The organism is Eudoraea sp. (genome assembly GCF_039969275.1).
Taxonomy (GTDB): domain Bacteria; phylum Bacteroidota; class Bacteroidia; order Flavobacteriales; family Flavobacteriaceae; genus Eudoraea.
In genome coordinates this window covers 175497-190204 of the sequence record NZ_JBDVOC010000013.1, presented here as the reverse complement: position 1 = coordinate 190204, position 14708 = coordinate 175497, and the positions used below count along the sequence as shown (strand labels likewise).

12 protein-coding genes are annotated in these 14708 nt (G+C 35.4%); all 12 read right to left on the bottom strand.

What is annotated here, in order from left to right; genetic code table 11:
• Window positions 1-1211: neutral/alkaline non-lysosomal ceramidase N-terminal domain-containing protein (locus tag ABJH90_RS12135; RefSeq protein ID WP_348338097.1), on the bottom strand; the 1211-nt coding region annotated here is incomplete at its 3' end.
• Window positions 1212-1397: 186 nt separating this feature from the next.
• The gene (locus tag ABJH90_RS12130; RefSeq protein WP_348143618.1) at window positions 1398-1793 is read right to left on the bottom strand and encodes a putative quinol monooxygenase; all 396 of its coding nucleotides are present in this window, start codon (window positions 1791-1793) and stop codon (window positions 1398-1400) included.
• A 220-nt stretch (window positions 1794-2013) separates the two neighbouring features.
• Window positions 2014-2664: a hypothetical protein gene (locus ABJH90_RS12125; protein WP_348143615.1), complete on the bottom strand. Its 651-nt coding sequence runs from the start codon at window positions 2662-2664 to the stop codon at window positions 2014-2016.
• 291 nt (window positions 2665-2955) lie between these two features.
• Complete coding sequence (locus tag ABJH90_RS12120) at window positions 2956-3699, bottom strand: hypothetical protein (protein WP_348143613.1); 744 nt, start codon at window positions 3697-3699, stop codon at window positions 2956-2958.
• Window positions 3700-3949: 250 nt separating this feature from the next.
• The gene (locus ABJH90_RS12115; RefSeq protein ID WP_348143611.1) at window positions 3950-4711 is read right to left on the bottom strand and encodes a DUF6090 family protein; all 762 of its coding nucleotides are present in this window, start codon (window positions 4709-4711) and stop codon (window positions 3950-3952) included.
• 309 nt (window positions 4712-5020) lie between these two features.
• Complete coding sequence (locus ABJH90_RS12110; RefSeq protein ID WP_348143609.1) at window positions 5021-5830, bottom strand: CPBP family intramembrane glutamic endopeptidase; 810 nt, start codon at window positions 5828-5830, stop codon at window positions 5021-5023.
• Window positions 5831-5931: 101 nt separating this feature from the next.
• Window positions 5932-7053, bottom strand: coding sequence for an AraC family transcriptional regulator (locus tag ABJH90_RS12105; protein WP_348143607.1), 1122 nt, complete (start codon window positions 7051-7053; stop codon window positions 5932-5934).
• A gap of 129 nt (window positions 7054-7182) precedes the next feature.
• Complete coding sequence (locus ABJH90_RS12100; RefSeq protein WP_348143605.1) at window positions 7183-8535, bottom strand: arylsulfatase; 1353 nt, start codon at window positions 8533-8535, stop codon at window positions 7183-7185.
• A 159-nt stretch (window positions 8536-8694) separates the two neighbouring features.
• The gene (locus ABJH90_RS12095) at window positions 8695-10050 is read right to left on the bottom strand and encodes a sulfatase-like hydrolase/transferase (protein ID WP_348143603.1); all 1356 of its coding nucleotides are present in this window, start codon (window positions 10048-10050) and stop codon (window positions 8695-8697) included.
• A 221-nt stretch (window positions 10051-10271) separates the two neighbouring features.
• Window positions 10272-11822 (bottom strand): arylsulfatase, encoded by a 1551-nt coding sequence (locus tag ABJH90_RS12090; protein ID WP_348143602.1) that lies wholly within the window; start codon window positions 11820-11822, stop codon window positions 10272-10274.
• Between the two features lie 84 nt (window positions 11823-11906).
• Entirely contained in the window at window positions 11907-12794 is an 888-nt protein-coding gene (locus ABJH90_RS12085; protein WP_348143599.1) for an alpha/beta hydrolase, read from the bottom strand.
• Between the two features lie 219 nt (window positions 12795-13013).
• On the bottom strand, window positions 13014-14663 hold the full coding sequence (locus tag ABJH90_RS12080; RefSeq protein ID WP_348143596.1) for a DUF1254 domain-containing protein: 1650 nt from the start codon (window positions 14661-14663) through the stop codon (window positions 13014-13016).
• Window positions 14664-14708: the final 45 nt, after the last annotated feature.

Genomic DNA, 14708 nt, shown 5'->3' with positions numbered 1-14708 from the left:
GCCCCAGCTTTTTCATCAATCGACATCCCTGTTAAGTATTCTGAATGTTTCACTTTGGGATTTTCTTCGTAAAATTCCGGTGTTAGAATATACCCTAAAGCATCCATCCCCAAACCGATCACAAACTTCGGACCTTGTTTGGTCATTAGTCTTTTTGATTCCAATGAATGAGTGGGTGTAGTTTCTCCAGGGTGAGTGACAAACTGTGCATTACCGATTGAAAACCAGGCAACTTCCGTACTTACACTATCTGTTATCGATCGATTTATCACTCCCATTTTTGCCAGTTGCTGAAAATTGACATTCGATACGGGCAATTTGAATATTCTACTTTTGAATTGAATAGATTCTGAGTTCAATTTGATTGGATCTTTTAAAGCAGTTGTGATTTTTCTTCCCAACTCTTGTCCTCTTTTATATACACTTTCAAAGGATTTAGTTTCGTATTCGGGTTGCACCCAGCCTCCAATAGCTCCTTGAAGAAAGAAATTTACTCCCCCGATCTTTTTGTCGAGAACAGTATACATTGAGGATACATAGTCCGCCGAAACTGCACTTGAGGTACCATCCATTATGGTTGGGTGACAAGCAAAATTATTCAAGGTTGCGATTGATTCTCCCTTATAATCCAGAAATTGGAGGATTGTCAGGGAGCGATCTAAACTTAAAGAATCAGAAATATTAAACACCCAATCTTCTCCAAATTGTGTTTCTGCGTATACAGCTGTTGCATCTTGTCTGTTTTTCCATGCCGCATCTATTGCGTCTGCCGATTTCTGAACAATTTTTTCCATATATTCTGGGTCAACGCCTGATGTCATCTGGTCGGGGCCCCAAATACCAACAACATCAGGGCCAGAATGGGTATGAGTGGAAGCCATAACAATGTGAGATGCATCAAATTCAGAAGTTGAAATCCTAGATGAAACTTCTTTTCTAATTCTAACTAGTGTGGGATGAAGCATCCCAATACAGTCGTATACAACAATTGCCATTGTATTCTTTGAATCAGACAGAACCATTGCTTTAACATATAAAGAGTCATGTACAGTTGTAAAACGACGATTATTTTTGTCACCGGCAATAAACGCACCTATTTTAGGTGTGATAGATTGGTAAGAAACGCCCACCCTTAATTCTCCATAGTCATCTTTTTTTTGATTACAACCAAAGAATAATAGACTGATAAGTAGTAATGTTAATTGCTTCATTTATAAATATTTTATAATCTTTTAGCTTGATAATTAATTATTGAGTAACCGCTAACGTAATTGTGTATGGCCTGCGCTGTAATTACACAAACCTGAGTTACACGAAAATTTATTTAATTCTAAGATAATTAATTTTTGGGTAAGGAGAGAAGTGTGGGCTATACACGTTGTTGGCAGCTGGGATTGTTATTCAAAAACACTTTCAACCTTCCAAAGAGAAATTTCCGGAGGTCCAGCTAAGAAGTTTCTGGAATCTTCTATGAAATCTTGTAAGTGAGCAGTATTCATATGTTCCGAGTTATAATAAGACAGGTCATCCCATTCTTCATATAGCAATATGTTTGATTTTTCATTTGGGTCAATGTGAAGCCTAATATTAACAAAATGTGGTTCTTGCCTTACTTTTTCGATCAGTTTGGTCAATTCAGCAACTGCTTCAATACTCTTATCTGGTTGAGCTTTATATTTTACAAGGACGATTGTGTTTTTTGTTACATATTTGTTTGAAGAATTGCATCCAATTAGAATGAAGGCGAAAAGTAAAAGAATCAATTTGATCGGCAATTTCGTGATAGTGTTCATATTAGGATTTTGTATTAATTTATATGTTAAAGCGGAATGCTTGCTGCCAACGTAATTATGTATGGCCTGCGCTGCAATTACACAAGTCTGAGTTACACAAAAAATTTATAGATTAAGATAGGAATTTTTTGGGTATGCATGCCTCGCCGTCATGTAGCCATTTTGGCGGAGGGTGGCTGGCAAGCATTATACACCTTGTTGTGTGCAGTTATTCATTTTTTCAGTCACCTTTTCGATTAATTTGTAGTTTCTTATACTCACTCAAAAAAGTGAAAAACATGCCGAGCACAAAATAGGTCAGTGCTTTCATGCCAAAACTGTAGTGGTAAGGAAGTGCATTTTGTTCTATTACTTTTTCCGGGAAATATAGACCAGAGAAAGGATTGCCTAGAAGAGTACACATTAATAAAGCAATCAGAAAGAAAAATATATAACCTATTAATTGATAAACGGAAGCTAGTTTAGCAGAATCATCAAGGTTTCGGTGATTCCGTGCCCAGAACCAAAGAATATTAAAGAAGAATAATGTGATGAATAGCCCTCCAATGCCAAATAGATTTGGATAATACTCAAGGGTAGGTGGGAACAAGAAACTCAAGATCACCAATAATATCCCAATAGAGTAGGGCCAGATATGTGACCGTTTTGTATTCCCTAAAAGTAATGTGCCTATGGCAATCAACAAAATTCCCGCAGGCGTCAAAAGGGACATGGCCATGAAAATAGGCCCAAAAGCCTCCCAAACGGTTCCCTCAAAATGTTCTGGTTGCGCACTACTCCAAACAGGCGATGTATACCATGGCATTACCCATGCTACCCCAAAAATTAGCAAAGCCCCAATAATGAACAATATCAATCCTACTTTCTTCATAATAATTTTGCAATGACGTTTGGTTAAATTGCACACAACGGCTTTGCTAAGATACGTTTTTGAGAGGCATGAGCAAATATGGATCTTAGCTATTGTTAGCAGCTTTTTTATCCATCTTTATCAATGGTATTGTTAATGTTTTCAAAGAATAAAAACCTCACAGTAAGTTAATTAAGGAAATGGCATACGGTAGGCTAATCTGATTTAATATAACTTCTTATTTTCATATACAAGAAGAGAAGACCTTTTTTGGTCTTCTCTTCTAAATATTGTAATAAATTCTAACTATTGCTATTTATTATAATCTTCTACCATATTAGTGAAGGCTTCTAAAGCATCGAGTTGGAAACTAGATTCAAAAACAGGACCCTTAGTAAACAGAGTTTGAAAACCATAATAATCTTTGATATAATTAGCTAAAACGACTTCATTATCTCCCACAAGAGCTTTTATGTTTATTACTGACATATTTTTTGCCCCTTCTCCTTCTTTCTGGTAAAGAATCTCAAAATTGTTTTCTTGCCATTCGACATATTCGGCATCACTAACTTCAGTACGGTCAGGTAGGTAAGAAGAAACAATACCCTGGGTGTGGTGATGCTTTTTATATACGGTAATCTTTCCTTCAGTAACAACTTCTAACATAAGATTTTTAGGAAGCATGTCTTGTTTTCTAGTGGCAAATATATTGACATATTTAGCCTTTTTGAATTTTTGGCCATTTTCTAGTTTAAAACTTCCCAAGTCCTTGGCTTTATAAACCTCAATATCTTTCTTTATTTTTTTTCCTTTAAGGAAAGCCTTATATGTTTTTTCATCAATGAGGTTAACCCTTTTTTGAAATTCTTGTGGGTTTAACATATCCATATAAATATAGCCTTCAATTTCTTTTCCCTTTTTAAGGGTTATAGCACCTTTTTCATATTTCCCAACCGAACTAGGGGTTTTTAATTGAGCTTTAGTATTGTTAAATGTTAAACTGAAAAGCACTATTAACATTAGTGTAATCGTTGAATGTTTTTTTGCTTTTTTCATAAAATTGATTTTCATTAATATTAGTACTATTTATTCCATACAAAAAATAGCATCAATTGTTAAACGAAATTTATTGCATTAGATTGTTGAATTCTCAATTGAATTCCTGGGTAGTTGGTAATTGCTGCTAACGTCTCGGCTATGATTTCGGGTTGGGAAATCCGGCAGGATTTTTCAAGTTAGAAATCAAGCTGGTTTAAAGATAATATTTTTAGAGCTGGAGAGTGGTAAAGATGAATTATAGGCATTGTTAGCCTTTGGTTATTTTTTCTATTTCTTTTCGAACCTTAACAGCGCTAATTAATAACTCTTTGTATAATTCCTTCAAATAGCTAGTTCCAACATTTCTTGAATGACTACCTACAACGGAAGGATAGTTAAAAAAGTTTTGTAGCTTATCAAAATCCTCATCTGTTTCAATATTCTCAACTCCCTTCCTAACTATTGGCTTTATTGGTGGAACAATGTTGTTTTTATATATGTCATATTTCATCTCTTCCATAAAATTGTTCAAGTATTTCTCTTCATTTTCTATTTGTTCTACTAAACCGTAGTATTTATACAATTCGGTTTCTAAAGTACTCTGTTGAATTTTACTTAAATATCCAGAGTTTTTCAATGCCTCAAATCCACTGTTATTAGATTGGAAATATTTATCAAGCCATGGATTGTAATTGAAATATTCAGAGAAATAAATTGAATATTGTTCTTTTAACGTGTCTTCTTGTTCAATTATATTCATAAAATACTTCGAGCCAATGATTGAACTATCACGGAAAACAGCAATTCGATCAAGATTTACTTGGTCTGCTTTTATGTTTTTAGAAATGTTATTCAGATAGCCCTTAAGAGTAATAGAATCTTGTTTCTCTGTATTGAGATTATTTATATAAAGTGCAATCAAAATTCCAATTACAACAAGTACAATCTCTCCAACTGCATAAATCAGATATTTACTGAATTTATTTTCAGAGAGTAATTTTTGTCTAGTTTTTCTAAAGAATTTTATCATGGGTCAATGGTTGGTCATAGTTTCTACTTCGAAGCCCAGGCGAAGAAGTAATGAAGGCTAACGGTCCGGCTATGATTTCGGCTTGGGATATCCGACAGGATTTTTCAAGTTAGAAATCAATCTGGTTTAAAGATAATATTTTTAGAGCAGGAGAGTGGTAAAGCTGAATTATAGCCATTGTTGTGCTTTCGTTTTTCTGTTTTTCTATCAATTTATCCAGTGATTATATAATTTACAATAGTATTGCGATTGCATCTCAATATTAGATTCTGCTTGTTGGTTTTGCCCTTCATAATATAGTATTGATATTTACTTTTGTAGGCTTAATTTATTCTTTCTAATTCTTAAAATGGAATTATTTCCATATAACAAAAAGAATATTGATAAGATAAATCCTATGGATAGTGGAAGAAGTTGGTCTGTTTCAAATTTGTCAAATTCAACAAAATATCCATAAATAAAATACAATAAATCGGTAAGGGCATGAGCTATAATAACAGCGCCCAATGATTTAAATTCGTTTGCTACTAAACTAAAAAAGATAGAAACAAGTAGGTAAGGAAGCAGCAGGGAGACTGGTAAGAAATGCAATAGCCCAAACAATAATCCAATCATGATAAAGGCTCTTGTCTTAGGATAGGCGCGGACTAAAACATTCTGAATAATACCTCTGTAAACCACTTCTTCAACAACTCCGGCAGATAAGGCAAGTGCAAATAGCAACGGAAGTGCTGTTATTTCATTGAATTGCTTGAAGGTTTGCAAGAAAGCGTTTTGTACTTCAGGTACATCCCCAAAAGCCAATGAAAACAATTCTATAGTTGTTATAGTTGCTAAGACCAACCCTATGATGCGGATCCAGACTTTTTTATCAGACCAATTCAAATTCATTTTGATCTTCACATCCTCTGGTTTCGAAAACGAAGTAAATCGTTGAACTAGCTTCCAAAAAATAATTAATACGGGAATGGTAACCAATAGAGCCCAACCCCATCCTGTGTTTGATTTCAAATTGAAAATAACAATGCTTTGAACTAACGTTACAACAGGAAGTACTATAACAACGGCTAAAATGATTGCTTTAATCCAAGCTGGTATTTTGTTCCAAATAGTTTTCATCTTTTTTTGATTTTTATGATTTGAAACAAAGAAAGGCCAGGTATTCTAAACAGAAGTCCATCTAATATTAAATGGACGTTTAATATTTTAACCGGACTTTTTTAGCTTAATCTGTACTCTTTCGGAGTCATAGCCGTTTTATCCTTGAAAATTTTATTGAAGGTAGATTTAGATCTAAAGCCATTCTGATAAGCTAATTGTATGATTTGCTCATCAGTTTCTTTCAGCTGTTTTTTAACCTCATCAATCCGGTAAGAATTAATAAGGTCATAAAAATTTTCATATGGACTCATTTTTATTAGTTCAGTCAATTCCACAGATTTTATATTCATATAAGTAGCTAATTGACCAAGACTTAAATCTTCATCCAAATAGTATTGCTCTTTCTGAAGTAAACTTTCTAATTTTTCTAAGAGCTGTAGTTTTTCATTTCTGAAATTTTGATTTTCAAGGGATGTTTCTTTGGTGAATAAAGAAACAGGTTTATAGACCTGTTCTAATAAAAATGAATTAAATATGATACTCAAGAGTACAAATAAAACCATCATAATGTTTCCAAAACCCACCCGTCCAATTATAGGATACATATAATTAATAAAGTAGATTACAAAAGGAACAATGAAGAAAGCAATCCATAATCTTTGAAACTTTTGTACCCAGTTGACTGTTAAATGATCAATATTAGATAAGTTTTGTTTTAACTCATCATTATAGGACTTAGTTATATTTACGCTTTTAACTAGGTAAATAATATTTATTGTCAATAATAAGATAATAAAAATAATATCTCGTAAAGACACTATGGACTCATTCTGACCCAACTTTACGATATTCGTATTATAAATTTCTATGACATTGTTTGGGTTTAGCAGGGCTATTAAACTCAAGTAAATAAATAGGGCGGTAAAAGGAATAAAATGAAGCCATATTTTTTTAAAAGACTTTTTAGGTTGTAGTAATGTTCTTATATACAACCAAACCAACAAACCGTCTAGAAAAAAAAGAGATTGGTCGTAAATAACCAAATAGGCATTATTAACAATTTCATTGTCTACTTTAGCAAAAGATAAACTAAAGCGAACTAGCCAAAGCAGCTGAATACCTAAAGCAATTCTTCTAGAAAATAATTTAATTCCATTTTGCCGCAACAAATGGAAAAAAACAAATACGCTAATACCAATACCGGAAATAAGTAAAAACGCAACGAGATTGTTTGAAAACATTTATTAATGTAGATTTAAATGCGATGTGCTTAAGAAATTTATTTTTTTGAAATTAAACACAATGGTTAGTGTATGGTGTCGAAGCATCCCGAAGGTTGCTATGAACTATACACATTGTTGTATGCTGTTTTATTTTGGTTCATATGGGTCAATTTGCCCAGTTGGGACAGGTGGATTTTGTTTCAAGGAGATTATATGTTCTTCCAGCTGTTTCAATGCTGCTTTAGGCACCCATGTATGAGGAAAGAGTACATTGTTTCTCTCTTGTGGATCATCATATAAATTATAAACTCTAGGCATCGTATATGTGTGTTTAATTGTATTCCATGCTTCTTGCTCTTCAAAGTGCAGTTTCCAATTTCTCCATTTTACACCAAAAATATCATTACCCATATACACAATGAATCCGTCACGTCCTGATTTTTCGGATTTTCCTAGAAAGAAATCACTCATATCTATACCATCAATAACTCGATCTTGGGGAACTTTACTTTTTGTAATAGCAGCAATTGTTGGAAATAAATCCATTGCGTGCACAATTTCGTCACTGGAAGCTCCTCCCTGGATATTTTTTGGCCATTTAATTACAAAAGGAACTCTCAATGCTCCTTCAAAACCTGTAAAAAGTGTACCACGCCAAGGACCTGCAGAACCTTGATAAGCACCTTCCACTGTAATGGAAGTACTGCCATAATTTAGAGCTTCTGGTCCGTTATCAGCAGTAAATACAAAGATGGTATTCTCTTCTATTCCTAGTTCCTTAATCTTATTCTGAAGCTCTCCTAGGTAGCTGTCAATTTGCATAAGTAAATCTGCCCATTCACCATTACCCGATTCCCCTTTAAAATCTGGATGTGCCATTGTAGGGAAGTGTGTTGCAGTATAGGGTAAATAAAGAAAGAAGGGTTTTTTAGCGTCTACACTTCTCTCCATAAAATCCATCGCCTTATCTGTTAAATCGCGATCAATCAATGGACGATAGTCTAATCTATAAGGTCTTATTTTTTCAGGTGTATTCCCTTTGGTTGCACTCATAACATAAGACTCATTCAAACCACTTTGATCAAAGCCTTCTAATGAAGAATAGGTTGACTCATCAGTAGAATTTGGAACACCATACCATTCATCAAAGCCTTGATCTGTTGGAAATCGACCATCAGTTCTTCCTAAATGCCATTTTCCAAACATTCCTGTTACATAACCGTTTTTCGAAAGCATTTCTGCCATTGTTATTTCCCATTGAACAAGACCATAGGTGCCTTCTCCTAGAGGTACAGTTCCGTTTCCACTCCTAATAGCGTATCTACCCGTAAGAAGAGCAGAGCGAGATGGTGTGCATTGTACTTCGACATTGAAATTCGTTAAACGTAATCCTTCATCCGCAAGTTTATCCATTTGAGGAGTTTCGGCACCACGGGTAATTCCTCCTCCATTAAAACCAGGTTCACCCCAACCAAAGTTGTCCATAAATACTATGACCACATTAGGTTTATCTTGTGACCTAGCTTCAAATAAAGCGAAAAAGCAAATTGTTATAATCAAGGTTTTCAATTTCATATTTTCTGGTTTTAATTACATACAACGGTATAGTATATGAGTTGTAACGAAGTTATTGCTTATATACATTGTTGTATGCCGTTTTTAATATCCATTAAAATCTTCACCAGGATTAATATTTGGAAACTCTTTCATAGATTTTGCTTTTTTTCCAAGAATTTTCATGATTGGTTCCGCTAAGTAAATGTGTGAATAACCTTCATTTCTCCACAGTTCCCTTGTTTCGCCTGGGTCATTTTTAATGTCATACATTTTCGGAAAGGTGGACTCAACAATTGGAGAAAATGTTCCTTCTGCAGTATAGAAATGCAATTTAATTGTTCGCCATTTAACAGAGAACACTTTATCTCCAACATAGGTTATCACGTACTCTCGATTGGATTTCTCCTGATTTCCAAGAATAAATTCACTTTGATCAATACCATCTATGGGTCTATCTGTCGGGATTTTACTTTCTTCACCTACGAGTTTGGCTATAGTAGGGTACATATCCAAGTCTGCAATAATTTCATCACTGACTGTTTCTGAAGGAACTTTACCCGGCCATCTTATCATTGCTGGAGTGCGCATCCCACCTTCATAACCCGTACTTAATCCACCACGCCAAGGTCCATTCGAACCACCTTCACCTTGCCATTCTGCTGATTGTTCCCCGGCAGCATTATCCCCTGTTAAAATAACTATCGTATTGTCATCAATTCCTGCTTCTTGAATTACTGAAAGAATAGTCCCGACATTGAAGTCTACTTGCATTTGAATGTCCGCATATTCTCCAGCGCCAGACTTTCCTTCAAAACCTTTTTGTGGAAGGAAAGGTGGGTGGATTTGGGTTAATGCGAGATATAAATAGAAAGGTTTTTTATTAGTTGCATTTGACTTGATAAAGGCGCTTGCTTTATTTACAAGTTCAAGGTCTAAATTAGGTCTGCTCTCAAGGTTAAATTCTTTGACTTTTGTTGCCTTTTCACCTTTTTTTCCTTCCCAAATGTATTGCAGTTCAAAAACTTCAGGATCAAATTGTGGGGTGCTACTAAAACTGGCAGCCATAGCACTTTCCTTTATTCCGTACCAGTCGTCAAATCCCTGATCATTCGGTAACCTTCCATAAGAATCTCCAATGTGCCATTTTCCGTAGGCTGCTGTAGAATATCCAGCGTCAGACATGAGTTCAGCAATCGTATATTCCCAAGGAGCCATGCCTTGTGGTTCACCAGGTGCGGCAACTTTTTGGGTTCCAGAGCGAATTGGTAGTCTGCCTGTCATTAACGCAGATCGAGTAGGTGTGCATTGATTTTGCACATTGAAGTTTGTGAATCTTATTCCCTCCGAGGCGAGTTTGTCGATTTGAGGAGTAGGAGTAGTGCTTCCTTGTATACTGATGTCTCCCCATCCCCAATTGTCAACCAGGATATAAATTACATTAGGCTTCTCTTGTGACAAACCGATTTGAGTTACTAATAATAGTGTAATAATTAAAATTGTTTTATTCATAGTGGATTTTTTAATGGCATACAACGGCCAGTATAAAGGACGTTTTAATGTCCTTTATACAATGTTGGCAAACGTTTATTGTCTTTTCAGTTGCTTTTGCTAACACAGCAATAAGTTTATTCAGCGCCAATTACGGAAGTAGTGTTCTCTTAAAATGGATTTCTAGTTTATTAATTGTTTCCTGGATTGGTCAACTTTTCCATCACTTGTTCTAGGCTAAAGCTTGCAGCTTTCATTCTAGGTGGATATTCGGCAAATGTCATTAAAAAATTACCAACAATATCCTGAGTGGGTACTGCCAAATATGCTCTTCTAAAGAGCCAGTTGTAGTAGGAATTGGAAGTGATTTGAGCAAACTCATAAGGATCTCTTCTTAAATGGAATACAAGTGGAACCCGTAAAGCAGTGAACGGCTCAGCCCAAACTCGTAAAGTACCGGTAGCTCTTTGTTCCATAAAAATTAATTTCCAGTCAAGATAGCGTACGGCCGTAAAATCACCATCATCAGAAATATAAAAGAATTCATTGCGTGGGCCCTCTTCTACTTCACCCGTTAAGTAAGGGAGGAAGTTATATCCGTCTAAGTGAACTTTGAAGGTTTTATCACCAACCTTATATCCTTTTTTTAATTTTTCTTTGATTTTATCGTCACCAACAGCAGCCATGAGTGTAGGCATCCAATCCAAAGTTGACATGATTTCATTTGAAACTGAACCTGCCTCAATGTGACCGGGCCATCTAACCATTGATGGAGTTCTATATCCACCTTCCCAGTTGGTATTTTTCTCCCCTCTAAACGGGCTCGAAGCAGCATCTGGCCAGGTGTTTTTATGTGGTCCATTATCAGTTCCATATTGTACGATTGTATTATTGGCTATTCCCAATTCATCCAATAAATCGAGCAGCTGACCTACGTGCAGATCGTGTTCAACCATACCATCACTATATTCATCCTGCCCGGAAATTCCTCTCATCTCTTCTTTTACATGCGTCCACATATGCATGCGTGTGCCGTTCCACCACACAAAAAAAGGCTCATCGGCATCAACCGCATCACGAATAAATCTCTTTGCCCCTTCAATTGATTCATCATCGATCGTTTCCATCCTTTTTTTGGTTAAGGGACCAGTATCTTCAATTTTACCATCTGCTATTGAGTGAATAACACCACGAGGACCATACTTTTCTGCAAAATTTGGGTATTTTTCGGAATCAGGATAATCTTCACTTTCAGGTTCTTCTTCTGCATTCAAATGATAAAGGTTTCCATAGAACTCATCAAATCCATGGTTCGTTGGTAAATGCTCATCCTGATCACCAAAATGGTTCTTACCAAATTGACCTGTTCTATAGCCCAATGGCTTTAACAATTCTGCAATGGTAGGATCTTCAGATGAAATTCCCTCCTTGGCTCCGGGCAGTCCAACTTTACTTAATCCCGTACGTAAAACACTTTGACCCAACATAAAAGTTGAACGCCCTGCAGTGCAACTTTGATCAGAATAATAATCAGTGAAAATCATTCCTTCTTTAGCAAGACGATCAATGTTTGGAGTTTTATACCCCATCATACCCATTGTATAGGCACTGATGTTCGATTGCCCTATATCATCCCCCCAAATGACCAGGATATTAGGTTTATTGTTTTCTTGAGCCTCAGCATCATAGGAAGACACAATTGCTAAAATAAAAGCGGCCATTAAAATCTTTGTGTATTTCATTTTTTTCATGTTTGAATTATTTAGTAAATATAGTTTTTTTAAATGTTTGTCAACGGCTTGAATAAACGCCTGTTTTAATGGCGTTTATTCTTTGTTGTGTGTAGTTTTTAGTTCTATCAAAATTTCTTCTAAATGATTTCTAATTAAGGAAAAGTGTCCTTCATTATCAATTACTTTGAGTTTTGAGTTTGCTAGCTTCTTTTTATAGTATTGCCCCCTGTGGGTTGGGGCCATCTTGTCCGATGAACCATACCAAAGATTTACTGGGAAGTGAATTGTACTTAATTCCATCTGCCAATCCGAAACATAAAGTTTCCATTCTTGAACAACTGCATCAATCCCTTGCCTATAGCTTTCTTTGCTACCCTCAATAAACTCCCAACCGTATTCAGGATGCTCGGTCATCAACTTTTTGTCAGGCGTAGGTAGATAGTTTTGAAATTGTTTAAGTCGCTTTTCTGGCTTATTCACAAGTCCATCAAAATCATTTTGTATAAACTTTCTTAGTTGCTTATCATTTTTCCAGCTAGCAAACCAATGAATGAGTTTAACAGGAAACCATATACCTTTAAGAGTGCCCTTGTAATCGTATGGAGTTGCACCTGATATAATGGAAGCGTTCTCTATTCTTGACGGTTCAGAAATTATGCAAGCCAGAACGTGTGGTGCACCTCCCGACAAGCCAAATACTGAGTATCTATTTAGTCCAAGAAAATCTGCCAATGCGGTAATGTCATTACCCCAATCCAAAAATTGTCTATTTTCTTGAAATGTAGAAATCCCTACTCCGGGTCTATCGGGAGAAATTATCCTAATATTCAATTTTTCAGCCTTGCTATCCATAAATTTTGAGGATAGTCTGCTTTCTTGTCCACCATGAAAATAGAATATGGGGTAACCCAATGAATCACCATATTCCGCATATCCTAAAACTCTTCCGTCCGCTATTTTTATCGTATTATCTGTTTGCATAGCATAACAATTGTGGTTCGTTAAGACTAATGCAAGAACTCCAAGTATTTTCCATCTTACATTCAGTGCTCTATTTAATTACACACAACGGTTTGGCTATGCGTAGTTTGGGATTTTGAAACTATTAATTTTCAATTTACCACTAATTATATTTAATGCTAAAAACTTAAATATTAGCAGATTACCCATATTACGTATAGCCTTTGTTGTAACCAGTAATTATTCTATTCTCTCGAAATCATTCAATTGCCAAGTTTTATTAAACCAAGGTTCTAATGGACCATAGGTACGGAATAAAACAAACCAAGCTTTTCCTGGTACCGTTTGAATCCAATTAGCTTCTTTCCCTTCTGGAGCTGTTGGTCCAAAATAAAGGTCAACCGAACCATCTTCGTTGTAAACAATCGGGTCTTTTTGACTGTTTATATTTGGATAATCTTGGTCGGTTTGAAGCATAGACCTCGTTTGTGGATCATATACCACAATAGACCAGAAATCTTTAGCAGGAACATTTGCTGGCATGTTTAATTTATAATTTTTCTCACCGTAAAGTATCTTACCTTCTTTATCTTTTCCTCCAAATGCATAATTAGAACCTACTCCTTCAATTTCTAATGCCATAGCAGGGGTGTTTACAGTAGCAGTATAGAAAAATAGAGTACGTGCATCCATATTTCTACCTTGATTCCCATCGCCATCTAACCATTGGTAATCTTTACCTACAAAACCTGTGTACCATTGTTTACCTTCATATAAGTATGCATTTTTATCACGAGGTGCAAAACCAATACTTCTCGCAGTTGCATTTCCGACGGTAATAGCATCTTTTAATGTTTTTTTCAAACGCTCGCTCGGTTCAAAAGGCTTACCCTTTATGATTCCTATTGATGATGCTTGACCTCTTAGTTCTGGGTCAATAAAACTTATTGGTTCTTTTTGGATAACAGACCATAATTCTTCGTAAAATTCATAATTATTAGCATGTATAGTATTAAAGACTTTTCCTGAACCATTAATGAATTCCATTTTCTTTGGATTGTTAGCATCTTTTAAAGGATAAATTTTTAATCCTTCTTTCCACATTTTTGTTGCTGCATCTGGTTTGCCATCAACCAAAAAACCCCTCAAAATCAACCAGTTAGAATAACTTCTAGATTGAGCAATCCAAACTTTTTTGTTTATTCCCCCAACCATTACATTTACACGTCTATCCTTATCTCTGTGTTGCATACCATTCAAGGTTGGTTTTAAATCACCATTATAATCGGGAGGGAGAATAATATACATTCCACCTTTTTTTGCATCAGGACCAGGTGCTCCCATATCGACTACAAATCTGAAAAAAGCATCATTGACTGTTCCTGGACCAGCACCTGCAGGCACTTCAACTACAGTGGCTCCATCTCGTTCTAAATCGAAAATTGCAGAAGCATAAACCGTACTCGCATTACCAGTTAGAAATAATGATTTAGCATCCATTAAATCGTCCATTACAACCACTTTGTTATAATCGTCAAGTCCAAGTTCGAGCATTCCTAAACGCATCCCTTCAATTGAAGTTGCCGGAATAAAATTTAAAAAGACCTCAATACCTCTAATAAAATCGAGGTTTTCATACACCTTCTCTAATGTCGCATCAGTTGGTATTCCATCATAAAATTCTAAATCACCAATACGAGAATCAACATGGTCTGGAGTTAAAATTTTGGTTGGAATTTCTGTTTTGAATTTTGATAAAATTTCATCAAAACTACTCTCTATGGAAGTAGATTCTTTAGTTTCTACATCTTTTCTTGTCTTGGTTGCTTGATTACAAGCTGTAATTGCTATGACTACAAAAGCAAGGACATAAATTAATTTACTTTTCATCTTATTTTAGTTTATTATTTCGATATTAATTTTTTATTGGTTACG

Bases quoted from the DNA above. Each gene is read 5' to 3' on its own strand.
- ABJH90_RS12110 (WP_348143609.1), bottom strand. From the start codon at position 5,830: ATGAAAACTATTTGGAACAAAATACCAGCTTGGATTAAAGCAATCATT.
- ABJH90_RS12125 (WP_348143615.1), bottom strand. From the start codon at position 2,664: ATGAAGAAAGTAGGATTGATATTGTTCATTATTGGGGCTTTGCTAATT.
- ABJH90_RS12085 (WP_348143599.1), bottom strand. From the start codon at position 12,794: ATGCAAACAGATAATACGATAAAAATAGCGGACGGAAGAGTTTTAGGA.
- ABJH90_RS12130 (WP_348143618.1), bottom strand. From the start codon at position 1,793: ATGAACACTATCACGAAATTGCCGATCAAATTGATTCTTTTACTTTTC.
- ABJH90_RS12090 (WP_348143602.1), bottom strand. From the start codon at position 11,822: ATGAAATACACAAAGATTTTAATGGCCGCTTTTATTTTAGCAATTGTG.
- ABJH90_RS12115 (WP_348143611.1), bottom strand. From the start codon at position 4,711: ATGATAAAATTCTTTAGAAAAACTAGACAAAAATTACTCTCTGAAAAT.
- ABJH90_RS12120 (WP_348143613.1), bottom strand. From the start codon at position 3,699: ATGAAAAAAGCAAAAAAACATTCAACGATTACACTAATGTTAATAGTG.
- ABJH90_RS12105 (WP_348143607.1), bottom strand. From the start codon at position 7,053: ATGTTTTCAAACAATCTCGTTGCGTTTTTACTTATTTCCGGTATTGGT.
- ABJH90_RS12080 (WP_348143596.1), bottom strand. From the start codon at position 14,663: ATGAAAAGTAAATTAATTTATGTCCTTGCTTTTGTAGTCATAGCAATT.